This window comes from Pseudomonas sp. MH9.2, from assembly GCF_034353875.1.
GTDB lineage: Bacteria > Pseudomonadota > Gammaproteobacteria > Pseudomonadales > Pseudomonadaceae > Aquipseudomonas.
This window is the reverse complement of the sequence record NZ_CP133784.1, coordinates 1777887-1802937: the sequence shown is the minus strand read 5'-3', so window position 1 is coordinate 1802937 and position 25051 is coordinate 1777887. Positions and strand designations below refer to the sequence as shown.

Annotated in this window: 24 protein-coding genes and 2 pseudogenes; 13 read left to right on the top strand and 13 right to left on the bottom strand. The window is 58.0% G+C overall.

Annotated features, from left to right (window positions below; translation table 11 throughout):
• The first annotated feature begins 33 nt into the window (after positions 1 to 33).
• The gene (locus RHM55_RS08420; RefSeq protein WP_322181051.1) at positions 34 to 957 is read left to right on the top strand and encodes a DMT family transporter; all 924 of its coding nucleotides are present in this window, start codon (positions 34 to 36) and stop codon (positions 955 to 957) included.
• A gap of 210 nt (positions 958 to 1167) precedes the next feature.
• Positions 1168 to 1290, top strand: a complete 123-nt coding sequence (locus RHM55_RS08415) for a PA1414 family protein (RefSeq protein ID WP_306823067.1) — start codon at positions 1168 to 1170, stop codon at positions 1288 to 1290.
• Between the two features lie 128 nt (positions 1291 to 1418).
• Here RHM55_RS08415 and RHM55_RS08410 read toward each other — a convergent pair whose 3' ends face one another.
• The 5 genes and pseudogenes from RHM55_RS08410 to speB all read right to left on the bottom strand — a co-directional run bounded on the left by RHM55_RS08410 (position 1419) and on the right by speB (position 5313).
• Positions 1419 to 1679, bottom strand: a complete 261-nt coding sequence (locus tag RHM55_RS08410; protein ID WP_322181047.1) for a hypothetical protein — start codon at positions 1677 to 1679, stop codon at positions 1419 to 1421.
• A 260-nt stretch (positions 1680 to 1939) separates the two neighbouring features.
• On the bottom strand, positions 1940 to 3334 hold the full coding sequence (locus RHM55_RS08405) for a sodium:solute symporter (RefSeq protein WP_322181045.1): 1395 nt from the start codon (positions 3332 to 3334) through the stop codon (positions 1940 to 1942).
• A 147-nt stretch (positions 3335 to 3481) separates the two neighbouring features.
• A pseudogene (locus RHM55_RS08400) lies at positions 3482 to 3983 on the bottom strand (hypothetical protein); the annotation flags it as partial.
• 25 nt (positions 3984 to 4008) lie between these two features.
• Positions 4009 to 4353, bottom strand: a pseudogene (locus RHM55_RS08395) (DUF4440 domain-containing protein).
• A gap of 9 nt (positions 4354 to 4362) precedes the next feature.
• Positions 4363 to 5313: an agmatinase gene (speB, locus tag RHM55_RS08390; protein ID WP_322181042.1), complete on the bottom strand. Its 951-nt coding sequence runs from the start codon at positions 5311 to 5313 to the stop codon at positions 4363 to 4365.
• Positions 5314 to 5482: 169 nt separating this feature from the next.
• Between speB and RHM55_RS08385 the strand changes: the two genes are divergently transcribed.
• Positions 5483 to 6376, top strand: coding sequence for a LysR family transcriptional regulator (locus RHM55_RS08385; protein WP_322181040.1), 894 nt, complete (start codon positions 5483 to 5485; stop codon positions 6374 to 6376).
• Positions 6377 to 6386: 10 nt separating this feature from the next.
• On the top strand, positions 6387 to 6992 hold the full coding sequence (locus RHM55_RS08380) for a tRNA-uridine aminocarboxypropyltransferase (RefSeq protein WP_322181038.1): 606 nt from the start codon (positions 6387 to 6389) through the stop codon (positions 6990 to 6992).
• Between the two features lie 11 nt (positions 6993 to 7003).
• Here RHM55_RS08380 and RHM55_RS08375 read toward each other — a convergent pair whose 3' ends face one another.
• On the bottom strand, positions 7004 to 7207 hold the full coding sequence (locus tag RHM55_RS08375) for a DUF6316 family protein (protein ID WP_322181036.1): 204 nt from the start codon (positions 7205 to 7207) through the stop codon (positions 7004 to 7006).
• A 232-nt stretch (positions 7208 to 7439) separates the two neighbouring features.
• On the opposite strand from RHM55_RS08375, the gene RHM55_RS08370 reads away from it, so the two are divergent.
• Positions 7440 to 8399 carry a DMT family transporter gene (locus RHM55_RS08370; RefSeq protein ID WP_322181034.1) on the top strand — a complete coding sequence of 320 codons (960 nt, stop codon included), beginning with the start codon at positions 7440 to 7442 and terminating at the stop codon, positions 8397 to 8399.
• Between the two features lie 58 nt (positions 8400 to 8457).
• Here the strand turns inward: RHM55_RS08370 and RHM55_RS08365 are convergent, their stop codons facing one another.
• Both RHM55_RS08365 and RHM55_RS08360 read right to left on the bottom strand, forming a co-directional pair.
• The gene (locus RHM55_RS08365; protein WP_322181032.1) at positions 8458 to 9072 is read right to left on the bottom strand and encodes an NAD(P)H-dependent oxidoreductase; all 615 of its coding nucleotides are present in this window, start codon (positions 9070 to 9072) and stop codon (positions 8458 to 8460) included.
• Positions 9065 to 10459 (bottom strand): class II fumarate hydratase, encoded by a 1395-nt coding sequence (locus RHM55_RS08360; protein WP_322181030.1) that lies wholly within the window; start codon positions 10457 to 10459, stop codon positions 9065 to 9067. The genes RHM55_RS08365 and RHM55_RS08360 overlap by 8 nt, the downstream gene beginning before the upstream one ends.
• A 173-nt stretch (positions 10460 to 10632) precedes the next feature.
• Between RHM55_RS08360 and RHM55_RS08355 the strand changes: the two genes are divergently transcribed.
• From RHM55_RS08355 to RHM55_RS08325, 7 genes are all read left to right on the top strand, one after another.
• Positions 10633 to 11163: a DUF2059 domain-containing protein gene (locus tag RHM55_RS08355; RefSeq protein WP_219063900.1), complete on the top strand. Its 531-nt coding sequence runs from the start codon at positions 10633 to 10635 to the stop codon at positions 11161 to 11163.
• Positions 11164 to 11190: 27 nt separating this feature from the next.
• Positions 11191 to 11490 carry a BolA family protein gene (locus RHM55_RS08350; RefSeq protein ID WP_322181027.1) on the top strand — a complete coding sequence of 100 codons (300 nt, stop codon included), beginning with the start codon at positions 11191 to 11193 and terminating at the stop codon, positions 11488 to 11490.
• Between the two features lie 392 nt (positions 11491 to 11882).
• On the top strand, positions 11883 to 12821 hold the full coding sequence (locus tag RHM55_RS08345) for a rhodanese-related sulfurtransferase (protein ID WP_322181025.1): 939 nt from the start codon (positions 11883 to 11885) through the stop codon (positions 12819 to 12821).
• Between the two features lie 36 nt (positions 12822 to 12857).
• Positions 12858 to 13460, top strand: a complete 603-nt coding sequence (locus tag RHM55_RS08340; protein WP_322182802.1) for a DsbA family protein — start codon at positions 12858 to 12860, stop codon at positions 13458 to 13460.
• A 10-nt stretch (positions 13461 to 13470) separates the two neighbouring features.
• On the top strand, positions 13471 to 15270 hold the full coding sequence (locus tag RHM55_RS08335) for an ABC transporter ATP-binding protein (protein WP_322182800.1): 1800 nt from the start codon (positions 13471 to 13473) through the stop codon (positions 15268 to 15270).
• A 233-nt stretch (positions 15271 to 15503) separates the two neighbouring features.
• On the top strand, positions 15504 to 17969 hold the full coding sequence (locus RHM55_RS08330; protein WP_322181023.1) for an EAL domain-containing protein: 2466 nt from the start codon (positions 15504 to 15506) through the stop codon (positions 17967 to 17969).
• A 21-nt stretch (positions 17970 to 17990) separates the two neighbouring features.
• A complete protein-coding gene (locus RHM55_RS08325) occupies positions 17991 to 18806 on the top strand; it encodes a TenA family transcriptional regulator (protein ID WP_407074664.1) in 816 nt (271 codons plus the stop codon).
• A gap of 35 nt (positions 18807 to 18841) precedes the next feature.
• On the opposite strand, the gene RHM55_RS08320 is transcribed toward RHM55_RS08325, so the two are convergent.
• The 5 genes from RHM55_RS08320 to RHM55_RS08300 all read right to left on the bottom strand — a co-directional run bounded on the left by RHM55_RS08320 (position 18842) and on the right by RHM55_RS08300 (position 23620).
• Entirely contained in the window at positions 18842 to 19768 is a 927-nt protein-coding gene (locus RHM55_RS08320) for a GGDEF domain-containing protein (RefSeq protein ID WP_322181019.1), read from the bottom strand.
• 259 nt (positions 19769 to 20027) lie between these two features.
• On the bottom strand, positions 20028 to 20768 hold the full coding sequence (locus tag RHM55_RS08315; RefSeq protein ID WP_322181017.1) for a YciK family oxidoreductase: 741 nt from the start codon (positions 20766 to 20768) through the stop codon (positions 20028 to 20030).
• 70 nt (positions 20769 to 20838) lie between these two features.
• On the bottom strand, positions 20839 to 21510 hold the full coding sequence (mupP, locus tag RHM55_RS08310; protein WP_322181015.1) for an N-acetylmuramic acid 6-phosphate phosphatase MupP: 672 nt from the start codon (positions 21508 to 21510) through the stop codon (positions 20839 to 20841).
• Positions 21511 to 21514: 4 nt separating this feature from the next.
• A complete protein-coding gene (ubiG, locus tag RHM55_RS08305) occupies positions 21515 to 22213 on the bottom strand; it encodes a bifunctional 2-polyprenyl-6-hydroxyphenol methylase/3-demethylubiquinol 3-O-methyltransferase UbiG (protein ID WP_322181013.1) in 699 nt (232 codons plus the stop codon).
• A 60-nt stretch (positions 22214 to 22273) separates the two neighbouring features.
• Positions 22274 to 23620, bottom strand: a complete 1347-nt coding sequence (locus RHM55_RS08300) for a TRZ/ATZ family hydrolase (protein ID WP_322181011.1) — start codon at positions 23618 to 23620, stop codon at positions 22274 to 22276.
• A gap of 137 nt (positions 23621 to 23757) precedes the next feature.
• Here RHM55_RS08300 and mtnA point away from each other — a divergent pair, with 137 nt between their 5' ends.
• The gene (mtnA, locus tag RHM55_RS08295) at positions 23758 to 24834 is read left to right on the top strand and encodes an S-methyl-5-thioribose-1-phosphate isomerase (protein WP_322181009.1); all 1077 of its coding nucleotides are present in this window, start codon (positions 23758 to 23760) and stop codon (positions 24832 to 24834) included.
• Positions 24835 to 25051: the final 217 nt, after the last annotated feature.

Below are 25051 nucleotides of genomic sequence, written 5' to 3'. Positions count from 1 at the left end.
ATCTGCCATGTTCAGCTTGTATCACCTTCAATCATGAGTGTGCCGCGTAAAAGTGCCGATGCTTTTGCCCTGCAAGTCATGCTGGGCCTCTGTCTGATCTGGGGCGTGCAACAAGTGATTATCAAGTGGGCTGCGCCGGATATCGCGCCCATCATGCAGGCTGCTGGCCGCTCGGGTATTGCCGCGCTGCTGGTGGGCATTCTTATGGTCTGGCGCGGTGGTCTGCGGCACATGAGCAGTACCTGGCGCGGCGGTCTACTCGCCGGTGCCTTGTTTGCACTGGAGTTTCTGTTTATCTCCGAGGGCCTGCAATTGACCTCGGCGGCGCACATGTCGGTGTTTCTTTATACCGCTCCGGTATTCACTGCGTTGGGCCTGCACTGGTTGCTGCCCAGCGAACGCTTGCGCACCTTGCAATGGATGGGCATTTTTCTCGCGTTCGCAGGTATCACCACGGCCTTTGTTGGCGGCCTGTCATTGAGTGGCATGGACCGCAATATGCTGATCGGCGACGCGCTGGGTGTTCTTGCGGGCATGGCGTGGGGCGCAACCACGGTGGTGGTGCGGGCGTCGCGGCTGTCTGAAGCACCGGTGACGCTGACCTTGTTCTATCAACTGATGGTCGGCTTTGTCGCCTTGCTGCTGATTGCCGTCAGCAATGGGCAGGTCAGTCATGTGACCCTGACGCCTGTCGCAGTCGCCAGCGTGCTGTTTCAGGCGCTGGTTGTTTCCTTCTTCAGCTATTTGATCTGGTTCTGGCTGCTGCGCCGTTACCTGGCGTCAAATCTGGCGGTGTTCTCATTCATGACACCCCTGTTTGGCGTGACCTTCGGCGTGCTGCTGCTTAATGAACCGCTGAGCTTCAACTTCGTGATCGGAGCAGTGTTGGTGCTGTTGGGGATTACGCTGGTCAGCGGCGAGCAGTGGATACGCCGCCGGTTTAAGCCCTGGGCCTGATTGACCAGGTGATCAGAAAGACCGGGCTTACCTCTCTGCGACAGACGCCTTGAACTGCGAAACGGCGAGCACTGCGTAAAATGAGGTTATATGTCACAAATTCTTTTCCGCGATACTCTGTAGCAGGCGTAAAGTAGGTCCCGGAACTATGATGAATAAGACGCGGCTAGCGGATGTCAGTCGTTGAGTATTTCCCTGAAGGGGGGCGTGATGAACAGTAAATTGCAAGAATGGCTCCATGACCTCGGAGTTGCCCTGGGCCTGATCGAACGGCCAAAACTCCAGCCCATTCCTATCCGCACTGATGATGAACGGCGGCGCCCGCGTCGGTAAGTGATCGACGGTTTCATTGTCACAGTGCTTCATCTGCAGGCATTAAAAAGGCCCGGTTTCGCTGTTGATTAAATCAATCGCAGAACCAGGCCCTTACGTTAAAATCTCTCGCAAAAATCCTTTTGATTTCAATCGTTTGTGCTTAGCACCAAAATCACGTCGACCAGGATTTGCAGGGTCAGATGCTCCGGTACTTTGTAGATTCGGTCTTTGATGCGGGCCGGGAAGATGATGTCGAAATCAAATTCCAGCTGATCGAGTAAATCCTCTACCTCGAGATCGTCCAGCGCCAAGTCTCTGAGCGTTGCGTTTTCGCGTATCTCGGATTTATCGATCAGCATGACACCCAAGGTGTTGTAGACGCGTTGCTGAATGTCTGGCCGCTCCATGAAAGCCCCTGTTTCTGCGATGTCCAGAGAGTTAACCCGGTACTGCCGAAACCAGGGGATCGTGCGCGGTCCATCGCTTGGGTAGACCACTACTCCATCAGGCTAGCTCAATCCGCGTTGTATCAGGTGCAAGGATTTACCGGGCCGCGTGCTCGTGCATCCACAGGTCGATCAACTCCCGCAGGCGCGCCCCTGAAAAGCTTGGGAAGTGGCCGCGGTGCACCGCGCGGATCGGTCCACCCGCTCAAGGTAATCCGGATTCACGCCGCGCGGGGCTTGACCGTATTAGCCATGGTCACGGGCCGGGGTGACAACAGGCTGACCACCACGAAGCTGATCAAACCGACCGACAGGCTGTAGTAGATCGGCGTGTTGGCGTCGAAACCGTCCTTGAGCATGAGCGCCAGCGCGGTCAGGAAGCCCAGTGCCATGCTGGTGATCGCCCCCGAGGTGGTTGCCCGCTTCCAGTAGATTGCGCCGATCAATGGAATCAGCATGCCGCCTACCAGCAGGTTATAGGCCAGGGTCAGGGCGCTGATAACATCGTTCACGACCAGCGCGATGGCGAGTACCACAAGGCCGGTGAGCAGGGTAAACAGGCGGTTGATGCCCAGGCTCGACTGTTTGCCGCCGCGCAGGCGTGGCAGCAGGTCTTCGGTCAGGGTCGTCGATGCTGCGAGTAAACCGGCGCTGGCGGTGGACATCATGGCGGCCAGGGCTGCGGCGATGACCAGGCCACGCAGACCGTCGGGCAACGAGACTTTAACGATGGCGGCGAAGGCGTTGTTGACGTTGTCCAGGTCCGGCAGCAATACATGAGCGGCCATGCCAATCAGGGCGCAGGCCAGACCGTAAAAAATGCAGTAAACCCCGGCGATGGAGCCCGCGTACTTGGCGATCTTGTCAGTGCGTGCGGTGAACACACGCTGCCAGATGTCCTGGCCGATCAGGATGCCGAAGAAGTAGATCAGGAAGTACGTGATGATGGTGTCCCAGCCGATGGTGGTCCAGCTGAAGCTCGATGCTGGCAGCTTGGCGACCAGTTGATCCCAGCCGCCAACGCGGTACAGGCAGATCGGCAACAGGATGAACATCAGGCCAACGGTCTTGATCACGAACTGAACGATGTCGGTCAGGGTCAACGACCACATGCCGCCAATCGCCGAGTACACCACCACGACACCGCCGCCGAGTAATACCGATACCCAGAACGGTAAACCGAACAGCACTTGCATCACGGTGCCGATGGCGAGGATTGAGGTCACGCCGATCATCAGTGCATACACCAGCATGATCACCGCGCTGGCCTGACGGGCCATCGGGTTATAGCGCTTTTCCAGCACTTGAGTAACAGTGAAAATTCGCAGTTTGAGCAGCGGTTTGGCGAGGAACAGGTTCAGCGCGATGATCCCCAGGCCCAAGGCCGCGCACAGCCAGAAACCGGAAATCCCGTGCACATATCCCAGCCGTACAGTGCCGACGGTGGACGCGCCGCCGAGGACGGTGGCCGCCATGGTGCCCATGTATAAGGTTGGGCCCAGATTACGCCCGGCGACCAGGTAGTCTTCGTGGGTTTTCGCTTTGCGCATGCCGTACCAGCCGAGCACCAGCATGCCAGCGGCATAAATGAGGACGACGAAAATATCTAAAGCCATGGAGGGTTTCCTATTATTTTTTTTATGTTGAAGCGCAAATCTGACGCGGCGTCGCGGCGGGCAGGGTCACACAGGCAGGCTCGCCGCGAGCGTTGATGGATCAGACGGTTTGTCGCAGTGTGGCGGTATCAGCGGCTTTGTTGTCTTGGCGGCGTGGGTCGCCGATGCCAGGCCAAACAGAAATGGAATCAGCGTGGCAGCCTGAGCGATGATCACGGCCAGCATTATTCTGGTTTTCGACGTGTCGCGGGGTATGTAACGCGACCAGTCGCCGAGGAACGCGCCAAAGGAAATCGGGTTGCTCATGGCCACCAATGCAGAGCCGATAAAGGCTGCCCAGAAGCCTTCTTTGCCGAGGCTGACGCTGCCGGCAAAGTTGATGTCGAATGGACCGGCGAAGGCGAAGATGCCGAGCAGGAATAACAGGCTGGCGCTCCACACGGCGATCTTGTTGACCCACAGCAGGAAGCGGAAGCCATAGATGCACACGGTCAGCACTAGAATCGTGAACAAACCAGAAGGTATTGGACCCACCAAAAATCATCTGGAACAGGTCGCGGGGGGTTGCGGTACGTGCGTGATCGGGGATCTGTTCAACCCCGAACGTCTCGATGCTGTTGATGCTTTGGTCGTTTTTGTTGTTATTCATGATCTGCTCCGATCATTTCATTGGGCTAAGGGGGTGGCAGCCTTAAGGGAGTGCGGACAAATGTTCGTGGCAGGCCAGCCAGCGGCCTTCTTGTTGTTTTTAAGTGGCGTGTTGTCGGCGGAACACAATGGTTTCGCGCTCTTGGCTAAGGCTTTGCTCCCCTTGCATGCGCAGCTCGGTGGCAACGTCATGGATAAAAATCGCGACGTCGCCTTGCAGAATGACGTGAGCATTACTGGAAACGCAGCGGAGTACTTCAAATCCCTCCAGCCGCCAGCTGTCCCACAACGCCTGATAGGCTGCGATCATTGTTTACAAACGCCGTCACCAGGTCGGCGGCGGCTTGCAGGACATCATCGCGGTCGCTCATGGTCATCCCTCAGCGGTGCACAACGCCGGGGAGTACGCAGAGCATTTCGTACAGCAAGTTAGCGCCCAGTAGCGAGGTATTGCCGGTGGTGTCGTAAGGTGGCGAGATTTCTACCAGATCGCAACCGATCAGGTCGAGGCCCTGGCAGCCACGGATGATTTCAATTGCCTGGATAGTCGTCAGGCCGCCGATTTCAGGGGTGCCGGTGCCGGGTGCCCACGCGGGATCGATACCGTCGATATCGAAGCTCAGGTACACCGGACCGCCGCCGACTTTTTCACGGACTTCAGTCATCAGTTGGGCGAGGGATTTGTGCCAGCATTCTTCGGCCTGAACCACACGGAAGCCCTGTTTGCGGCTCCAGTTGAAGTCTTCTGCGGTATAACCCTGAGCGCGCAGACCAATTTGCACCACACGATCACAATCGAGCAGGCCTTCTTCTACTGCGCGGCGGAAGGTTGTGCCATGGGCGATTTTCTCGCCAAACATGTGATCGTTGACGTCAGCGTGGGCGTCGATGTGCACCAGGCCAACCTTGCCGTGTTTTTTATGGATGGCGCGCAGGATTGGCAGGGTGATGGTGTGGTCACCGCCCAGTGTCAGAGGGATGACATCGTGTTCGAGAATCTTGTCGTAGGACTCTTCGATGATGCGCACAGCGTCCAGCAGGTTAAAGGTGTTGATCGCCACGTCGCCGATATCGGCCACGGACAGGGAATCAAAAGGCGCAGCGCCGGTGGCCATGTTGTACGGACGAATCATGACCGACTCGGCGCGAATCTCACGCGGCCCGAAACGGGTGCCAGGGCGTAGTGACGTGCCAATGTCCAGCGGGACGCCAACAAAGGCCGCATCCAGGCCAGCAGCCGATTGCAGGTGGGGTAGACGCATCATGGTGGCGATGCCGGCGAAGCGCGGCATTTCGTTGCCGCCCAGTGGTTGGTGAAAAATCTTTTCCACGGGATTGCCTCATCGTTGTTGTGATTTAGGCGGATTTTGCAAAGTACAAAGGATTGAAAGAATCGCTGAGGCAAAATACTTAGTTCAGAGTTTTCTAAACTATCGCTTAAACTGTGACATAGCTCCTACAGGGGGATATGTGTCTTCCTGCTAATCACCCGGAACCCTCATGGCCAACGCGTTACCCGACCTGAAACTGTTACGCATCTTCGTCAGCGTGGTGCGGCATCAGGGTTTTGCCAGCGCTCAGCAGGAACTCAACTTGTCGACCTCGGCCATCAGCACCTACATGAGTCAGCTCGAAGCGGCCTTGGGGCTGGTGTTGTGCCATCGTGGGCGGGGCGGTTTCAGCTTGACCAGCAAGGGCGAGCTGTTCCATCAGGAGACCCTGCGTCTGCTCGGCGAGTTGGAGGATTTCGAGCAATACGCCGCCGCCCTCAAAGGCGAACTGCGTGGCACGCTCAACCTCGGGGTAATCGACTCCACCGTCAGTGATCGCGCACTGCCGTTCGCCGAAGCCATTGGCGCCTACAGTCATGAGTATCCGGCGGTGCATCTGCACTTGTCAGTGATGAGTCCCTACGAATTGCAGCTCGGCGTGCAGGACAATCGCCTCGATCTGGCCATTGGCGCCTTCTCCACGCGCATGAGTGGGCTGGTCTATCAGCCGTTGTACCGCGAGCAACACTGGCTGTATTGCAGCAATCGCCACCCATTGTTTACCGAGCGGCGCATCCCCGAGCAAGTCATCACTCAGCAGCGCATGGTCGGGCGTGGTTATTGGAGCCAGGCCGAGCTGGCGCGGCATGGTTTCAAGCACAGCGCCGCGACCGTGGAAAGTATGGAAGCACAGCTGATTCTGGTGCTGTCCGGCGCCTATATTGGCTACCTGCCGGAGCATTACGCGCAAGCCTGGGCAGACTCCGGTCATCTGCGGGTCTTGTTGCCAGCGACGTTCGGCTACCAGGCGCCGTTCTCGATGATCGTGCGCCGTGGGCGCAGTCGCGAACCGTTGATCCAGACTTTCCGCGACTTGCTCAAGGCACAGCTCAATCAGAGCTGAGGAGAACACCATGTCCCGCGCCCAATGCGCCCGCTGCCTGCGACCTGAAACTCATTGCCTGTGCGCGCTGATCCCGCAACTCGACAGTCGCACCCGGGTGCTGATTTTGCAGCACCCGAGCGAAGTCAATCACGCCCTGAACACCGCACGGCTGGCGGCGCTTGGGCTGAACAATGCCGAATTGATTGTGGGGGAAGTATTCGATGACTTGCCTGCACTACTGAACCCGCCCGGTTATCAGGCAAGGCTGCTGTTCCCCGCCGACGATGCGCAGCCGTTGGAGGCTTACCGGAGCGAAGGCGGTGAGACGGGAAGTATGTCGATGTTGTTGGTCGTACCGGACGGCACCTGGCGCAAGGCGCGCAAGTTACTGCACCTCAATCCACTGCTGGCGGCCTTGCCCCGGGTGACCCTGGCGCAAACCGTGCCTTCACGCTATCGACTGCGTAAAGCGCCGGGGCCGGGTGCGTTGTCGACAGTAGAAGCCATTGTCCAGGCATTGCAGACGTTGGAGGCGCCAAAAACGTTCGACGCGCTATTGCGGCCTTTCGAGGCCCTGATCGACGGGCAAATTGCAGCGATGGGCGAGGACACCTATCAGCGCAACCATCTTTGAGCATCAGCCGTTCAGTGAGGACTGTGCTCTGCCTTGATCCGCTGCATTCGCTGGATATAGGCATCGGTTTCACGCTCCGCATCGGTGCGGCTTGGGAATGGGCCTTCCAGGGTGTTTTCCCGGGTGCTGAAAAAGTACTGCCCATTGACCAGCGAAACACGATCACAGCGGTAGTGGACGGTCGGGTTTGGATCTTGTGCGCGCTTTCCGAACATGGTCGTTTCCTGGGATTGGACGTAGTGGACAGCTGTGGTGGCGGACAAAGCCTAGTTTAAATCTTGCCAATAGCGGGCAGGAATACATCGGATAAGTGGCCGGCGGCCATCAATTAACACACTTTCCGGAAATCTCTGCGCGCAACTGTCCCTGTGTCGCAGGCCAAACCGCGTCTAGAATAGCGGCTCTGCTGTACTGCCTTTTCACGGCTCGTTTATAGGATTATCTGCGATGCATGTCTCTTCTGGACGCTGGTTGTACGGCCTGTCACTGGCGTTGGTGACCGCGGTGCTGTGGGGCATCCTGCCGGTCAAGCTCAAGCAAGTATTGCAAGTGATGGATCCGGTCACGGTGACCTGGTTTCGGCTACTGGTTTCCGGCTCGCTGCTGTTTATCTGGCTGGCATCGGTGGGGCGCCTGCCAAGTTTCAACGTGCTGGGGCGAAAGGGCAAAGGGCTCGTGGCGCTTGCGGTGTGCGGGTTGGTGGGCAACTACGTGCTGTATTTGATCGGCCTTAAAATGCTCAGTCCCGGCACCACACAGCTGGTGATCCAGATGGGGCCGGTCCTGCTGCTGATCAGCAGTATTTTCCTGTTCAAGGAGCGTTTCAGTCTGGGGCAGGGGGTAGGCTTACTGGTCCTGCTGATCGGCTTTGGCCTGTTCTTCAACCAGCGGCTGATCGAGTTGCTGACCTCGTTGGGCGACTACACGGCCGGGATTCTCACGGTGCTGCTGGCGTCGGCTGTCTGGGCGTTTTATGGCTTGAGCCAGAAGCAATTGTTGACGGTGTGGAACTCACTGCAAGTGATGATGGTGATTTACCTGTTCTGCGCACTGTTGGTGACGCCGTGGGCGCATCCGATGGAGGCGTTACAGCTGAGTCCGTTGCAAGGTTGGTTATTGCTGGCCTGCTGCCTGAACACGCTGGTGGCGTATGGTGCTTTCGCCGAAGCGCTGGCCCATTGGGAAGCGTCTCGGGTGAGTGCGACGTTGGCGATTACGCCGTTGGTGACCTTTGCTTCCGTGGCGACCGCCGCCTGGTTATGGCCTGATTATGTCCAGGCCGAAGACATCAATGGGTTGGGCTACAGCGGTGCGGTGTTGGTGGTGCTCGGCTCAGCCCTCACGGCCCTCGGTCCGTCGTTGATGGCGGGCTTGCGGGCACGGCGGGCCAGGATAGCCGGGGTTTGATCGGTATCAGGTGGGGCGTGTTGGTCCTTTCGTGAAGGCTTCCCGAAAAAGCCGCCTCCTAAACCCGGCCCAACTGTTCAGCTTCTCGCAACCACTTCTGTCGTTGCTCTTCAGACGAGCTGTGCACCGGGCCGAACTCTTTCAAGCGTTGGTTTTTGATCCCGCAAAAATCCAGAATCGTACGCACCAACTGCCGGTGCGCCGGGGCGCCATAGACCCAGCGAAAGTAGCGCGGCGGGGTGTCCATGGTCACCAATATCTCGGAGGTGCGCCCCCTGAGCAGCTCGTTCGAAGGGTGTTTGCGACCATGGGCCTTGAACGCAAATCCGGGTAAAAATACCCGGTCGAAAAAACCGCTGAGCAACGCTGGTAGGCCACCCCACCAGATGGGGTAAACAAACACCACGTGTTGGGCCCAATGAATCTGTCGTTGAGCCTCCAGCAGATCTGGCTCCAGGGTTTGGCTCTGTTCATAGCCATAACGCAGCACCGGATCGAACTCCAACTCACCCAATTTGAGCATCCGCACCACATGCCCCTCGCTGCGTGCGCCTCGGGCATATGCTTCGCCCAATGCGTGGCAGAGGCTGATGGTTTTCGGCGTACCAAAAATCATCAGGATGCGTTTGCCGTCCCCTTCCAGTGGAGTGGCGCCGCTTTTCGGATCACCCATTGCTGCCTGCCTCCAGCATATTTTCCGGACGCACCCAGGCGTCGAACTGTTCTTCGGTCAGATAACCCAATGCCAGGGCCGCTTCGCGCAAGGTCAGTCCCTCGCTGTAGGCTTTCTTGGCGATCTGCGCCGATTTGTCGTAGCCGATATGGGGGTTCAGTGCTGTTACCAGCATCAAACCGCGCTCCAGGTGTTCCGCCATTTTCGTGGCATCTGGTTCCATGCCGGCAACGCAATGCTGTTGGAAATTGCTGCAACCATCACCCAGCAGACGAATCGATTGCAGCAGGTTGTGGATGATCACCGGCTTGAACACGTTCAATTGTAGATGGCCCTGACTGGCCGCGAAGCCGATGGCTACGTCATTGCCCAGCACCTGACAGGCCAGCATCGACAATGCCTCGCACTGAGTCGGGTTGACCTTGCCGGGCATGATCGAACTGCCGGGTTCATTGGCCGGGAGCCTCACTTCGGCCAGCCCGGCACGGGGTCCAGAACTTAACAGGCGCAGGTCATTGGCGATTTTCATCAGGGTCACGGCCAGGGTTTTCAGGGCGCCCGATAACGTGGTCAGCGGCTCATGACCGGCCAGCGCGGCAAATTTGTTCGGCGCAGTAACAAACGGCAGACCGGAAAGGGCAGCCAGTTCGGCGGCAATCGCTTCGGCGAACCCGTGTGGCGAGTTCAGGCCAGTACCGACAGCGGTGCCGCCTTGAGCCAGTTCACACACGGCAGGCAATGCATTGCGAATTGCCCGTGTGGCGTAATCGAGCTGTGCGACATACGCCGAGAGCTCCTGGCCGAAGGTGATCGGTGTGGCATCCATCAGGTGGGTGCGCCCGGTTTTGACCAGCTTCATGTGTCGCGCCGATTGTTCGGCGAGCCCGCCAGACAACTCGGCAATCGCGGGTAGCAGATGCTCTTGAACCGCCTGCGCCGCCGCAATGTGCATCGCCGTCGGGAAACAATCGTTGGAGCTCTGGGAGCGGTTCACATGGTCGTTGGGGTGCACCGGCGCCTTGCCGCCGCGCCCTTTGCCGGCCAGCTCGTTAGCGCGGCCGGCGATCACCTCGTTGACATTCATATTGCTCTGGGTGCCGCTGCCGGTCTGCCAGACCACCAAGGGGAATTGCTCGTCCAACTGACCGCTGAGTACCTCGTCAGCCGATTGTTCGATCAAGCGCGCGATGTCGACAGGCAGGTCGCCGTTGCGGTTGTTGACCCGCGCGGCGGCTTTCTTGATCAGCGCCAGGGCGTGCAACACGGCCAGCGGCATACGCTCGTTGCCAATCGCGAAATTGATCAGTGAGCGTTGAGTCTGTGCCCCCCAGTAAGCATCGTCAGGTACGTCTATCTGGCCAATGCTGTCGGTCTCGATACGGCTCATCGGGCTCACTCCTTAAGGTCTGATTGCGAAGTTTAGGCTCAGTTAACCGGGTTGGGTTCCCTAAGCTCCGTTTTTAACCGCTCGCCAGTCGGGGGTTGAGCCGTAAGCAGACATGGGCGCAGAATGACCGGTCTTGGGGTTCTGCCTCGCCTGCTAGATGATAAGGAAACTCGATGACCCGTCTTCGTGCCATCTGTACCGCGGTTGCTCTGGTATGCGCCAGCGGCCAGGTTTTTGCCGACACCGCCAGCCACAACGCCAGTGCTGAAACATTCCTGAAGCTGGCTCATGCCGACAAACTGGGCACACCGGTTTACATGCAAGTGCAGCAAATGTTCCAGCAGCGCTTTGCCGAAACCAAAGCCCCTGAGTCGAAAAAGGCCCTGCTTGAGACCTATCAGGCCAAAGCCAACGCAGCCCTGGACCGCGCTATCGGCTGGGACAAGCTCAAGCCAGACATGGTCAAGCTCTACACCGCCAACTTCACCGAAAGCGAGTTGAAGGATCTGGTCGCGTTCTATCAGTCCCCATTGGGCAAGAAAGTGCTGACCAAGATGCCTGAACTGACTCAGCAGTCGGCTCAATTGACCCAGGGCAAACTGGAAAGCGCAGTGCCTGTCGTCAACAAATTGCTGGCTGACATGACCGCAGAACTGGAACCGGCAAAAGCCGTTGCTCCTGCTGCTCCGGCCAAAAAGCCATAAGCGCAGTTGGCGTAAATGAAGGCAGACATGACCATGCAACAGCGAATCGAGGCGGCTTTGGCCGCCTTGCAGCCGCAGCATCTGCAAGTGCTTGATGAAAGCCACATGCACAGCCGTGGTCTGCAGACCCACTTCAAGGCGGTACTGGTCAGTGATCAGTTCGCCGGGTTGAATGCAGTCAAGCGTCACCAGAAGGTTTACGCCACGCTGGGTGATTTGATGAGCGAGTTCCACGCTCTGGCGCTGCACACCTACACGCCTGAAGAATGGGCGAAAACCGGCGCGGCCCCAGATTCACCGACCTGCGCCGGTGGTAGCAAACACTGACAGATCGTTGCTGTCGCGCTTCTGCCCGGCGTGGGAGTTGACTTGTCACTACGCGTCCCGCTGCGAAGACCATTCAACGCGGTTTACCTGCTGCCGCTCGATCCAGATCATGGCTGCAGGGTCAAACCCAAACCCGCCGGAAGCCCGTGTCGGGCTTATTCGCAGACAGGTCAGCTCCTACAAATGATCTTATATTTCAGATGGTTATAGGTTGTTTGACAGAAGACTCCGACGGACAGTATCAGACTCGGGTCCAATCGGGTCGCACGCGATGACCTGAAACAAGCCATGCCTCTGCAGTTTTGTTAGAATCCACAACGCGCCGCATTAGCCGGCGCGTTTTTTTTGCATCGGGTCGGCTCTTTGCGAGAGCACCCACCTGGAGACGCAGCATGAATCAAAAGATTGTCGTGGCGGCTTTGTATAAATTCGTCACCCTCACCGATTACGTCGCCCTGCGCGAGCCGCTGTTGCAGGCGATGGTCGATAACGGCATCAAAGGCACCCTGCTTATCGCTGAAGAAGGCATCAACGGCACCGTTTCCGGTACCCGCGAAGGCATCGACGGCTTGATGGCCTGGTTGAAAAACGATCCACGCATGATCGATATCGATCACAAAGAATCGTACTGCGATGATCAGCCGTTCTATCGCACCAAGGTCAAACTCAAGAAAGAAATCGTCACCTTGGGCGTCGAAGGCGTCGACCCGAACAAGAGTGTCGGCACCTACGTCGATCCGGAAAACTGGAACGCGCTGATCAGCGATCCGGAAGTCCTGCTGATCGACACCCGCAATGATTACGAAGTCTCGATTGGCACCTTCGAAGGCGCCATCGATCCGAAAACCACCAGTTTTCGCGAGTTTCCGGACTACATCAAAGCCCACTTCGACCCAGCCAAGCACAAGAAAGTCGCCATGTTTTGCACGGGTGGCATTCGCTGCGAAAAAGCCTCGAGCTACATGCTCGGTCAGGGCTTCGATGAGGTCTATCATCTCAAGGGCGGCATCCTCAAATACCTTGAGCAAGTACCGCAGCAAGACAGCTTATGGCGTGGTGACTGCTTCGTTTTTGACAACCGCGTCACCGTGCGCCACGACTTGAGCGAAGGCGATTACGATCAGTGCCACGCCTGTCGGACCCCGATCAGCGTTGAGGACCGTGCCAGCGAACACTACGCACCGGGTATCAGTTGCCCGCACTGCTGGGATAAATTAAGCGAGAAGACCCGCCGCAGCGCCATTGATCGGCAAAAGCAGATCGAATTGGCCAAGGCACGCAATCAACCGCACCCGATTGGTCGCAACTACCGACTGCCAACAGAGGCCTGAGACATGCAAGCCCGCCTGCTCTACGTGATGGACCCCATGTGCTCATGGTGCTGGGGCTTTGCTCCGGTGGCCGAGGCTCTGGTGCAGCAGGCGAAAGCGGCGGGCGTTGCATTGCATCTGGTAGCGGGTGGGTTGCGCACGGGCAGCGGTGCCGCGCTGGAACCCACCACGAAGCGTTATATCCTCGAACACTGGCAAGCGGTGGCGAACACCACCGGTCAGCCATTTCGTTTTGAGGGCGCGCTGCCGGACGGTTTTGTCTACGACACCGAGCCGGCTTGCCGCGCACTGGTCGCGGCGCGAGACCTCGATCCGGAGAGCGCCTGGACGCTGGTCAAATTGATTCAGCAGGCGTTCTACGTCGAAGGCCGCGATGTGACCCGCGCCTCGGTTCTGGTGGAGCTGGCGGAACAGGCCGGTTTGCCCCGAATCGAATTTGCTGAAGCGTTCGACAGTCTTGAACAGCGCGCGGCCACGGCAGCGGATTTCACCTGGGTACAGGATCTGGGCATCGCCGGTTTTCCGACGTTGCTCGCCGAGCGCAACGGTCAGTTGGCGTTACTGACCAACGGTTATCAACCTCTTGACCAATTAGCTCCGTTGCTCGGCCGTTGGCTGGAGCGCGCTGCCTGTGCATGAGCAACCGAGCCTGCCTGAAGCTGCACCTCGTATTGATCGACTAAGCTGGGCCGAAATTCGCCGTCTGGCACTTCATCATAAAAAGGCATTGTGGATCGCCAACGGCGTGGCTGTGCTGGCGACCTTGTGCAGTGTGCCAATCCCCTTGCTCCTGCCCTTGCTGGTCGATGAAGTGCTGCTCGGGCATGGCGATTCAGCGCTTAAATTCATGAACCACCTGCTGCCCGACAGCCTGCATAAGGCGGTGGGCTACATCGGCCTGATGTTGCTGGTGACGTTTGCCCTGCGCCTGGGGGCGTTGGTGTTCAATGTGCTGCAGGCGCGCCTGTTTGCCCGGCTGGCCAAGGACATCGTTTACCGCATTCGGATACGTCTGATCGAGCGCCTCAAACGCATCTCCCTCAGCGAGTACGAAAGTCTGGGCAGCGGCACGGTCACCACGCATTTGGTGACCGACCTCGACACCCTGGACAAATTCGTTGGCGAAACCCTGAGCCGTTTCCTCGTCGCCACGCTCACCCTGACCGGCACCGCCGCCATTCTGGTCTGGATGCATTGGCAGTTGGCGCTGCTGATCCTGCTGTTCAACCCGTTGGTGATTTACGCCACGGTGCAGTTGGGCAAGCGGGTCAAACACCTGAAAAAACTCGAGAACGACAGCACCTCTCGCTTCACCCAGGCGCTGACCGAAACCCTGGATGCGATTCAGGAAGTGCGTGCCGGCAATCGCCAGGGCTTCTTTCTGGGGCGCCTGGGGGTGCGGGCGCAAGAGGTTCGCAACTACGCCATCGCCTCCCAATGGAAAAGCGATGCTTCAAGCCGGGCCAGCGGGCTGCTGTTCCAGTTCGGCATTGATATCTTCCGCGCGGCAGCGATGCTCACCGTATTGTTTTCCGACCTGTCCATCGGCCAGATGCTCGCGGTGTTCAGCTACCTGTGGTTCATGATCGGCCCGGTGGAACAACTACTCAATCTGCAATACGCCTACTACGCCGCAGGCGGAGCGCTGACCCGCATCAATCAGTTGCTGGCGCGCGCCGATGAGCCGCAATACCCTGGCGGTACAGACCCGTTCACGGGGCGGGAAACGGTCGATATCGAGGTGCGTGGCCTGAGTTTTGGGTATGGCGAAGAACTGGTGCTGGATCAATTGAACCTGTCGATTGCCCCAGGAGAGAAGGTTGCGATTGTAGGCGCCAGTGGTGGTGGCAAAAGCACTTTGGTCCAATTGCTGCTGGGACTGTATACGCCTCAAGCGGGCAGCATCCGGTTTGGCGGCGCAAGCCAGCAGGAGATCGGTCTGGAAACCGTGCGCGAACACGTCGCGGTGGTGCTCCAGCATCCGGCGTTGTTCAACGACACGGTACGCGCCAACCTGACCATGGGCCGTGAGCGCACCGATGAAGCCTGCTGGCGTGCGCTGGAAATCGCCCAGCTCGACGACACCATCAGCGCCCTGCCGCAGGGGCTGGACAGCATCGTCGGGCGTTCTGGCGTGCGCTTGTCCGGTGGTCAGCGTCAGCGGCTGGCGATTGCGCGCATGGTCTTGGCCGACCCCAAAGTGGTGATTCTCGACGAAGCCACCTCGGCACTCGACGCAGCGACTGAATACAACCTGCACCAAGCCTTGGCGCACTTCCTCAGCGGCCGGACAACCCTGATCATTGCCCACCGCTTGTCAGCGGTGAAACAGGCAGATCGGGTCCTGGTGTTCGATGGCGGACGCGTTGCCGAAGAGGGCGACCACCACCAATTGATCGCCGAGGGCGGCCTGTACGCAAAGCTGTACGGTCATCTGCAGCAAATATAATAACCAAACGGTCTTGCTGAAGACCCGGTTATAAATAAATCGTAGCGCTACGAATTTCTTATACATCCTCTATCTTCTATATAGACTGCCAACGAAAGGGCGCCACCGGGCGGTATTGCGTCTCAAACTTGAGAAAATGGTCTGCCGTCTTGTCCGGTTTTAGCCTAGGCTCTTTCCAGGACTATCACTCAAGCTGCAGGGTGAGTATCAGAAACGCTCATGTAAGGGAAACCATGAAGAAAAAGCGGATTCTGGAGAGGCCCCGTTTGCTGGGCATTGTTTGGCCATTTATAGCGGTCGTGCTGTTCCAGACGCTTCTGGGGTGCGTGAGCTTGTATGTGCTGTCTGCCGTTCGCGGGTATGTCGCCGGCGAGAGCATGTGGTCCAAAGGGCAAAAGGATGCCATTTACTACCTCAACCTGTATGCCAACAGTCGGGATGAGCAGCACTATCAGAAGTACCAGCAAGCCATTGCCATTCCGCAGGGTAGTCATGATCTACGGATCGCGCTCGACGGACCGATCCCTGAGATCGGAGCAGCTCGTCTCGGTATTCTGCAAGGTGGAAACCACCCGGATGACGTCCCGAGTATCATCTGGCTGTATTTGAACTTTCGTCATTTCAGCTACATGGAAAAAGCCATTGAGTTGTGGAAAGTCGGTGACGGCTACCTGGTACAACTCGATGCCGTTGCCCGGCAGATGCACACCCGTATCAGCCAGGGCAGTGCGACCAACGATGATGTGCGTGGCTGGAAGTCTCAGATCAATGCGATCAATGAGGGTGTGACTCCCGCAGCCAAAGCCTTCAGCGATGCGCTGGGGGAGGGTTCGCGGTTCATTCTGCGCCTGTTGCTGATCACCAACCTGGCAACGGCGGTGGTGCTGATTCTTCTGGCCCTGCTGCGCACGCATAAATTGCTGACACAGCGGCACGCTTTCGCCAGTGCGCTGCAATTGGAAAAAGAGCGGGCGCAAATCACGCTGGAGTCCATAGGCGACGGGGTGATCACCACCGATGTCGAGGGCTCGATCACTTACATGAACCCGGCAGCCGAGCACCTGACCCATTGGAAGAGCGAGCAGGCCAGTGGTTTGCCGCTGGCTGCGCTGTTCAATCTGCTGGATGAGAACGACCAGAAAGACAGTTTCACCCTGATAGAACACATCCTGGGCGGCAAGCTGAGTAGCGCCAGCGAACATTCGCAGTCTATTCAGCGTCTGGACGGCTCCACGGTGTCAGTAGCGCTGGTGGGGTCGCCGATCCAGTCCGGCGGCAAAGTCAGCGGTGCCGTGCTGGTTCTGCATGACATGACCCAAGAGCAGCAATACATCGCCAATCTGTCCTGGCAGGCGACCCACGATGCATTGACCGGGCTGGCCAACCGGCGCGAGTTTGAATATCGACTGGAGCAGACGCTCAGTAATCTGGCGCGTCATGCCGGTCGCCATTCGCTGTTGTTTCTCGATCTTGACCAATTCAAGCTGGTCAATGACACCAGTGGTCACGCTGCGGGGGATGAGTTGCTACGGCACATTTGTACCTTGCTGCAACAGGGCTTGCGCGAAGGCGACACCCTGGCGCGACTGGGCGGTGATGAGTTCGGCATCCTTCTGGAGAACTGCCCGCAGGAAACAGCCGAAATCATTGCTGAAAGCTTGCGCCAAACCGTGCAAAGCCTGCATTTTGTCTGGAAGGGTCGGCCTTTCGTCACCACCATCAGTATTGGGTTGGTGCACATTACCCATGTGCCGACTACCCTCGAGGCCTCACTGCGTACGGCCGACATGGCGTGCTATATGGCCAAAGAGAAGGGCCGCAACCGAGTGCAGGTCTACCACGCAGACGACTCTGAGCTGTCCATGCGTTTCGGCGAAATGGCCTGGGTGCAGCGGCTGCACATGGCCCTCGAAGAGAATCGTTTCTGCCTGTATTCCCAGGAAATCGCCGACTTGGGGAATGTCGGTGAACATGCGGGAGGGCACATCGAAATTCTCCTGCGACTACGCGATGAAACAGGTCAGATGATTCTGCCGGACAGCTTTATTCCGGCTGCCGAGCGCTATGGCCTGATGACCACGCTGGATCGCTGGGTGGTGCAGAACGTATTCAAGGTCATCGCGCAATGCCTGCGCGAGGCAAAGCACAGCGGGCCGATGGCGATATGCGCGATCAACCTGTCGGGGACCAGTATTGGCGATGATGCTTTTCTGGCGTACCTGAAAGAGCAATTCGATACGTACCAAATACCGCCCGACCTGATTTGTTTTGAGATCACGGAGATCAGTGCCATTTCAAACCTGGGCAGTGCCATCCGCTTTATTAATGAGCTAAAAGGCTTGGGATGTCTGTTCTCGCTGGATGACTTTTGTGCGGGGATGTCGTCGTTCGCCTACCTCAAACATCTGCCAGTAGACTTTTTGAAGATCGATGGCAGTTTTGTAAAGGACATGCTGGATGATCCTGTCAATCGCGCGATGGTTGAAGTGATCAACCATATCGGGCATGTGATGGGCAAACGGACCATTGCCGAGTTTGTCGAAACGCCGCAGATTGAACAGGCACTGCTAGAGATCGGCGTCGATTTCGCGCAGGGCTATATCATCCAGCGCCCGCAAGTGTTTACGTGTGAAAGTCTGTATTCCCGGCCGGTTCGCCCAGCACCTTTGTTGTTCAGGGTGCCAGGAGCATTCCGCTAAAACGCAGTGCGCGACCGAACAATGACACCACAAAAAAAGGAGGCCAAAACAGTGATCGATACTTTCTGCAGAACTGGTCCGCTCATGGAAGCAACCAGTTATCCGGCGTGGGCACAGCAGTTGATTCAAGAGTGCAGTGAAGCCAAGCGCCGAGTGGTAGGGCATGAGTTATATCAGCGGATGCGCGATGGCCGCCTGAGTTCGAAAACCATGCGGCAGTACTTGATCGGTGGCTGGCCGGTGGTTGAACAGTTCGCCCTGTACATGGCGCAGAACCTGACAAAAACCCGCTTCGCCCGTCATCCGGGTGAGGACATGGCGCGTCGTTGGTTAATGCGCAATATTCGCGTCGAACTCAATCATGCTGATTATTGGGTGAACTGGAGCCTGGCCCACGGGGTCAGCCTTGAAGAGTTGCAGGCCCAGCAAGTTCCACCTGAATTGCATGCTCTGAGCCATTGGTGTTGGCATTCCAGTTCGTCTGACTCGCTGATCGTCGCTATTGCGGCGACTAACTATGCCATTGAAGGCGCCACCGGTGAATGGTCGGCACTTGTCTGCTCAAACGGGGTGTATGCCGACGCTTTCCCGGAAGATCAGCGTAAGCGCGCCATGAAATGGCTGAAAATGCACGCTCAATATGACGACTCGCATCCTTGGGAAGCATTGGAAATTATCTGCACGCTGGCCGGTAACAACCCCAGTATCCAATTGCAGACTGAGCTGCGTCAGGCAGTCACCAAGAGTTACGACTACATGTACCTGTTTCTGGAACGCTGCATGCAGCTGGAGCAGGCGACGCAGTCGCGTGAACACATGATGCTGGTTGAAAACTGAGTGACGGGCAGGCTTGGCAAACGAGTTAATCGAGCTTAGCCCGCCATCGCCAGACGGTTGCGCCCCTGACGCTTGGCTACGTACAGCGCGCTGTCTGCGCGGCGCAGAATACTTTCGGCCGACTCGGCCGGCAACAGCGTGGCGCACCCCAGGCTGACGCTCAGTTCAATCGGGTGATCCAGCATTGGATAGGTCAGATGGGTCGCCGCCAGACGCAGGCGCTCGCCGACCATTGCAGCGGCTTCGCGCCCGGTGTTCGAGAGCACGATCAAGAACTCCTCACCCCCAAAACGAAACACCATATCGATATTGCGCAGTTGGGCCTTGATTGAGTTTGCGACGGCTTTGAGCACTTCATCGCCCGTGCTATGGCCGTAATCGTCATTGACCCGCTTGAAGTGGTCGATATCGAGCATCAGCAAGGACAGCGGGTGTTTATGACGGTGGGCGACTTCGATTTCCCGAGACAGGGTTTGATCCATGGCGATTCGGTTGCCGGTACAGGTCAACGGATCGCGCAGGGCACTCAGTGTCGCCTCGCGATAGAGCAGGGCGTTTCGCAGAGGGAATAACAGGCAAGGCAGCAAAGATTCAAACTGGGCCAATTCGCGTTCGGAAAAACGCTGGTTACGCTGAAAGACCAGTTCGCCCAGGTGTTCGCCTTCATTGCTCAAACTGTAACTGACACGATGGTGCCCACGCTCACCCACTTTAAGGTGCAGGTCGCTGGCGCGGTGTTCGTAACTCAGTGCCATGAGCGGGATCATGCGCTGAATGCCGCGAAAAAAAATCGTCAGGATTCTTTCCGGTTCAAGGCTGGTTTGTAATTGCAGGCCAAGCTGATGGCGCAATTGTGCCAAATCGACAGGCCGCTGGGCGGCGTTGTGTTGTTGGCCAAATCCCAGTCGTTGCAATTTAGCGCTGTCGAAGTCGATTGCGTTGGTCTGGGTAGAAGAATTCATGTTTTTACTCCTAAAACACATAACGCAGTCTTAGCTGGTGTTTTAGAGCGAAAGTCGTGCCAAACAGTTCATTTAATTAAATGCATTGATATTCAGCTAGTTAGGGAACTATAAAACGGGGAGGTGTTGCAGGGTAGGCGGTTCCTTGACTCGATTGGTAGCCTTCGGCCACCAAACTGATTGAGGTGACAGAATTATGTCACCTCAATATCAAGCCCGATTCTTCGATTGGATTTGCTTTGCTACAGCGCAACGGCTTTCACTGAGCGTCGAAAGCCTGGCCGTTGATGCCGGTGCTGTCAGGACCCATCAAGTACAGGTAGAGGGGCATGATTTCTTCGGGGGTCGGGTTGTTCAGCGGGTTTTCACCTGGGTAAGCCTGCGCACGCATGCTGGTGCGTGTGGCGCCCGGGTTAATGCTGTTGGCGCGCACCGAAGAGACCGTTTCCAGTTCGTCGGCGAGGCTCTGCATAAAGCCTTCAGTGGCGAACTTGGACACCCCGTAAGCGCCCCAATAAGCACGACCCTTGCGCCCGACACTGCTGGAGGTGAACACCACCGAGGCGTCCTGGGACAGCTTGAGCAGTGGCAGCAAGGTGCTGGTGAGCATAAACATCGCGTTGACGTTGACGTGCATCACGCGCATGAAGTTCTCGCCGGACAACTGTTCGGTCGGCGTGCGCGGGCCAATGATCGATGCGTTGTGCAGCAAACCGTCCAGATGGCCGAATTCAGTCTCGATCATCGCGGCTAGTTCGTCATACTGGTGCGGCAGGGCAGTTTCCAGATTGAAGGGGATCACGGCTGGCTGAGGATGGCCCGCGGCTTCGATCTCGTCATAGACCTGAGTCAGATTGGCTTCGGTCTTGCCCAACAGCAATACCGTGGCGCCATGTGCAGCGAAGGCCTTGGCGGCAGCCGCACCAATGCCACGGCCAGCGCCGGTGACCAGAATCACCCGATCCTTGAGCAGTTCGGGACGAGCGGAATAATCAAACATTAAAAACCTCAACAATTAAAAAGGCACCCGTCTCCTGCAGCCTATGGCCGGAAGCAGATCAGTCTATTCTTCAGCAGCGACACAATGCGTTATCCAGCACCTTGCGCAGGTCCAGTGGATGATCGACCACTACATCGGCACCCCAATGATCGGGGTTGTCGTCGGGGTGAATGTAGCCATAACGCACGGCTGCGGTTTTGGTGCCAGCGTCGCGTCCGGACTCGATGTCACGTAGGTCATCGCCGACGAATAGCACGCTGGCCGGGTCCAGGTTGAGCATGCTGCACGCCAGAATCAAAGGCTCCGGGTGTGGCTTGCTGTTGGTCACGTGGTCCGGACAGATCAGGATTGCCGAGCGCTCGGCCAAACCCAGTTGCTCCATGATCGGTTGGGCAAAGCGCACGGGCTTGTTGGTAACCACACCCCAGATCAGATTGGCTTTCTCAATGTCGATCAGTAACTCGGCCATGCCATCGAACAGCGTGCTGTGGACGGCACAGTTGGTCTGATAGCGCTCGAGAAACTCCAGGCGCAGCGCTTCAAACTCAGGTTCCATCGGCGACAGGGCGAACGTCGCCGCGACCATCGCCCGGGCGCCGCCGGAAATTTCATCGCGAATCAGTTTGTCCGACACCGACGCCAGGCCGCGATCGGCAAGCATGCTCTGGCAGATCGCGATGAAATCCGGCGCGGTATCGAGCAACGTGCCGTCCATGTCGAATAAAACCGCTCTCAAACGCATGTCCTTATGCCTCTCGAAGTGTCTGGATCATGTAATTGACGTCGACATCGGACGCCAGCTTGTAATGCTTGGTCAGCGGGTTGTAGGTCATGCCGATGATGTCCTTGACCTGCAAACCGGCTTCGCGACTCCAGGCACCCAGCTCGGAAGGGCGGATGAATTTCTTGAAGTCGTGGGTGCCGCGTGGCAACAGGCCCATGATGTACTCCGCGCCGACGATGGCAAACAGGTACGCCTTGGGGTTGCGGTTGATGGTGGAGAAAAACACCTGGCCACCCGGTTTGACCATGCGGAAGCAGGCGCGAATCACCGACGACGGGTCCGGGACGTGCTCCAGCATCTCCAGGCACGTCACCACGTCGAACTGCTCGGGCATTTCTTCCGCGAGGTCTTCGGCGGTGGTCTGCCGGTAGTCGACGGTCACGCCCGATTCCAATTGGTGCAACTGCGCGACCGCCAACGGCGCTTCGCCCATGTCGATGCCCATTACCGTGGCGCCACGCAGGGCCATGGCTTCACTGAGAATGCCGCCGCCGCAACCGACGTCCAGCACCTTTTTACCGGCCAGCTGGACGCGCTCGTCAATCCAGTTGACCCGCAGCGGGTTAATGTCATGCAGCGGCTTGAATTCGCTGTTGCGGTCCCACCAGCGATGGGCCAGTGCTTCGAATTTGGCGATTTCAGCGTGGTCAACGTTGCTCATGGGATGTCCTCTTAAACTTGATAATGCTGGCGAGCGTTCGAACGAGGGTTCGGACGGTCTTTATTCTGTTTTCTGCTGCTCTTTATGGCCATGAATGCGCTGGCCCCAGCTTTTAGCCGTTTCAATAAGCGCTTGTTCATCCATCCGCGTCAGGCACTTGTCCTCGAGCAGTTGCTTGCCAGCGACCCAGACGTGGGTTACGCAGTCGCGCCCGGTGGCATATATAAGCTGCGATACCGGGTCATACACCGGTTGCTGGGCCAGCCCGGACAGGTCGAAGGCGGCGAGATCCGCAGCCTTGCCGATCTCCAGCGAGCCTGTTTGCGCCTGGATACCCATGGCGCGGGCGCCGTTCAGGGTGGCCATGCGCAGGGCGCGGTGCGCGTCCAGTGCGGTAGCCGACCCCGCGACAGCCTTGGCCAGCAAGGCCGCAGTGCGGGTTTCGCCGAGCAGGTCCAGGTCGTTGTTGCTGGCTGCGCCATCGGTGCCCACCGCGACATTGACTCCAGCCTGCCACAAGCGCTCTACCGGGCAAAAGCCGCTGGCGAGTTTCAGGTTCGATTCCGGACAGTGGATCACGCTGGCGTTACTTTCTACCAGCAAAGCCATGTCCTCATCGCTGACCTGGGTCATGTGTACCGCTTGAAAGCGTGGGCTCAAAAGACCCAGTCGGCCCAGACGTGCCAGAGGCCGCTCATTGCGGTGCTCGACGGATTGCTCAACTTCGAACGCGGTTTCATGCATGTGCATGTGAATCATCGCGTCGAGTTCGTCAGCCAGGACCCGGATTTTTTCCAGGTTTTCATCGCTGATGGTATAGGGTGCATGGGGGCCGAAGGCGACGTTTATTCGTGGGTGATGCTTGAGGTCGTTAAACAACTCGACGCCAGTGTGCAGTGCTTCCTCGGGGGTGCGTGCGCCGGGAATAGGGAAGTCCAGGACCGGCACGGTGATTTGTGCGCGGATGCCGCTGTTGTGCACACGTTCGCTGGCCACCTTGGGGAAGAAATACATATCAGAGAAGCAGGTGATGCCGCCTTTCAACTGCTCGGCAATCGCCAGGTCAGTACCATCGCGGACGAAGGCTTCATCGACCCATTTGGCTTCGGCAGGCCAGATATGCCGCTCCAGCCAGGTCATCAGTTGCAAGTCGTCGGCCAGACCGCGAAACAAGGTCATGGCAGCATGCCCGTGGGCATTTATCAGACCAGGGCTGAGGAGCATGCCAGGCAGTTCGCGCACTTGCAGCGCGGTTTGCTTCAACGCTTCGGCTCTGGGGCCGATGTACACGATAAGGCCGTCGCGAATGCCCAGGCCGTGCTCTTTGAGGACCACGCCAGCAGGTTCGACCGGCACCAGCCAGGTGGGCAGGAGCAGCAGGTCGAGCGGGGCAGCAGGATTGGGCATGGCAGGACATCCAGAGCTTATATTCAGGGCCGGCGAAGTATACCCGAGCGTCTTCTTGGGCGGCTCGCTATAATCAGCGGCTTTTTATGCTTTGCTCTCGATCTTGGCTTTCTATTTTTAAGTACATGGGGTGTGGAATGCGCGATCGACTATTGGCTGCGGAGAAGGTGAAGGCCATCGATTGGCGGGATGGCGCTCTGCATCTGCTTGATCAGCGCGTGTTGCCCTTCGAGGAAACCTGGCACACGTACACCAGCGCGGCGGGCGTGGCTGAGGCCATTCGCTCGATGGTCGTGCGCGGTGCGCCCGCCATCGGTATCAGTGCGGCCTATGGCGTGGTGTTGGCAGCGCGCGAGCGTTTTGCCGCTGGCGGCGACTGGCAGGCAGCATTGGAAGAAGACTTCACCGTGCTTGCCGAGTCGCGGCCCACCGCCGTCAACCTGTTCTGGGCGCTGAATCGCATGCGCGACCGTCTGCAGCGCTTGAAGGGCAGCGAATCACCTTTGGCGGCGCTCGAAGCGGAAGCAGTGGGGATTCACTTGAGTGATCGCGAAGCCAACCTGACTATGGCCCAGCTCGGTGCCGACCTGATCCGCAAGCATCAGGGCAATCTGCAAACCGTGCTGACCCACTGCAACACGGGCGCGCTGGCGACTGGCGGCTTCGGCACCGCGCTGGGGGTGATCCGTGCGGCGTACCTGGAAGGCATGATCGAGCGCGTTTACGCCGATGAAACCCGGCCATGGCTGCAAGGCTCGCGTTTGACGGCTTGGGAACTGGCGAATGAGGGCATCCCTGTCACCGTCACTGCCGATTCGGCCGCGGCGTACCTGATGCGCACCAAAGGCATTACCTGGGTCATCGTCGGCGCCGACCGCATCACCGCCAACGGTGACGTGGCGAACAAGATCGGCACCTATCAACTGGCCGTTGCCGCCATGCACCACGGCGTGCGCTTCATGGTAGTGGCGCCGAGTTCGACCATCGACATGGCCTTGGCCAGTGGTGAAGACATCCCCATCGAAGAGCGTGACGGTCGAGAGTTGCTGGAGCTCGGCGGCCAGCGTGTAGGGGCTGATGTCGACGCGTTCAACCCGGTGTTCGATGTGACGCCAGCAGACTTGATCGACGCCATCGTGACCGAGAAAGGCATCGTCGAGCGCCCCGACACCGCCAAAATGGCGCAACTGATGTGCCGCAAGCGGTTGCATTGATCTTATATGGGCCCTCCTGCAGACCTTCGATCAGAATCGAAATCGACACAGGGCGGGATCGTCAAAACGCATGCAGGGCCCTCAGAGGCGCTATAAAGGCCGATCGTTGGTCGATTAGTGTTTTGGCAGGCTATCCAGGGGATAGGTCCCTGATCGCGTTTGTGATAACATTCGGCGGTTTCCAGGGTAGCGCGATGCGCCTGCCTTTACTGCGCAG

Excerpts from the sequence above, each read along its gene's own strand:
- RHM55_RS08410 (WP_322181047.1), bottom strand. The coding sequence starts at position 1,679 with ATGGAGCGGCCAGACATTCAGCAACGCGTCTACAACACCTTGGGTGTC.
- mtnA (WP_322181009.1), top strand. The coding sequence starts at position 23,758 with ATGCGCGATCGACTATTGGCTGCGGAGAAGGTGAAGGCCATCGATTGG.
- RHM55_RS08345 (WP_322181025.1), top strand. The coding sequence starts at position 11,883 with ATGAATCAAAAGATTGTCGTGGCGGCTTTGTATAAATTCGTCACCCTC.
- RHM55_RS08315 (WP_322181017.1), bottom strand. The coding sequence starts at position 20,768 with ATGTTTGATTATTCCGCTCGTCCCGAACTGCTCAAGGATCGGGTGATT.
- RHM55_RS08360 (WP_322181030.1), bottom strand. The coding sequence starts at position 10,459 with ATGAGCCGTATCGAGACCGACAGCATTGGCCAGATAGACGTACCTGAC.
- RHM55_RS08365 (WP_322181032.1), bottom strand. The coding sequence starts at position 9,072 with ATGGGTGATCCGAAAAGCGGCGCCACTCCACTGGAAGGGGACGGCAAA.
- RHM55_RS08375 (WP_322181036.1), bottom strand. The coding sequence starts at position 7,207 with ATGTTCGGAAAGCGCGCACAAGATCCAAACCCGACCGTCCACTACCGC.
- ubiG (WP_322181013.1), bottom strand. The coding sequence starts at position 22,213 with ATGAGCAACGTTGACCACGCTGAAATCGCCAAATTCGAAGCACTGGCC.
- RHM55_RS08340 (WP_322182802.1), top strand. The coding sequence starts at position 12,858 with ATGTGCTCATGGTGCTGGGGCTTTGCTCCGGTGGCCGAGGCTCTGGTG.
- RHM55_RS08405 (WP_322181045.1), bottom strand. The coding sequence starts at position 3,334 with ATGGCTTTAGATATTTTCGTCGTCCTCATTTATGCCGCTGGCATGCTG.
- mupP (WP_322181015.1), bottom strand. The coding sequence starts at position 21,510 with ATGCGTTTGAGAGCGGTTTTATTCGACATGGACGGCACGTTGCTCGAT.
- RHM55_RS08380 (WP_322181038.1), top strand. The coding sequence starts at position 6,387 with ATGTCCCGCGCCCAATGCGCCCGCTGCCTGCGACCTGAAACTCATTGC.
- RHM55_RS08415 (WP_306823067.1), top strand. The coding sequence starts at position 1,168 with ATGAACAGTAAATTGCAAGAATGGCTCCATGACCTCGGAGTTGCCCTG.
- RHM55_RS08385 (WP_322181040.1), top strand. The coding sequence starts at position 5,483 with ATGGCCAACGCGTTACCCGACCTGAAACTGTTACGCATCTTCGTCAGC.
- RHM55_RS08355 (WP_219063900.1), top strand. The coding sequence starts at position 10,633 with ATGACCCGTCTTCGTGCCATCTGTACCGCGGTTGCTCTGGTATGCGCC.
- RHM55_RS08325 (WP_407074664.1), top strand. The coding sequence starts at position 17,991 with ATGACACCACAAAAAAAGGAGGCCAAAACAGTGATCGATACTTTCTGC.
- RHM55_RS08320 (WP_322181019.1), bottom strand. The coding sequence starts at position 19,768 with ATGAATTCTTCTACCCAGACCAACGCAATCGACTTCGACAGCGCTAAA.
- RHM55_RS08420 (WP_322181051.1), top strand. The coding sequence starts at position 34 with ATGAGTGTGCCGCGTAAAAGTGCCGATGCTTTTGCCCTGCAAGTCATG.
- RHM55_RS08350 (WP_322181027.1), top strand. The coding sequence starts at position 11,191 with ATGACCATGCAACAGCGAATCGAGGCGGCTTTGGCCGCCTTGCAGCCG.
- RHM55_RS08370 (WP_322181034.1), top strand. The coding sequence starts at position 7,440 with ATGCATGTCTCTTCTGGACGCTGGTTGTACGGCCTGTCACTGGCGTTG.
- RHM55_RS08300 (WP_322181011.1), bottom strand. The coding sequence starts at position 23,620 with ATGCCCAATCCTGCTGCCCCGCTCGACCTGCTGCTCCTGCCCACCTGG.
- RHM55_RS08330 (WP_322181023.1), top strand. The coding sequence starts at position 15,504 with ATGAAGAAAAAGCGGATTCTGGAGAGGCCCCGTTTGCTGGGCATTGTT.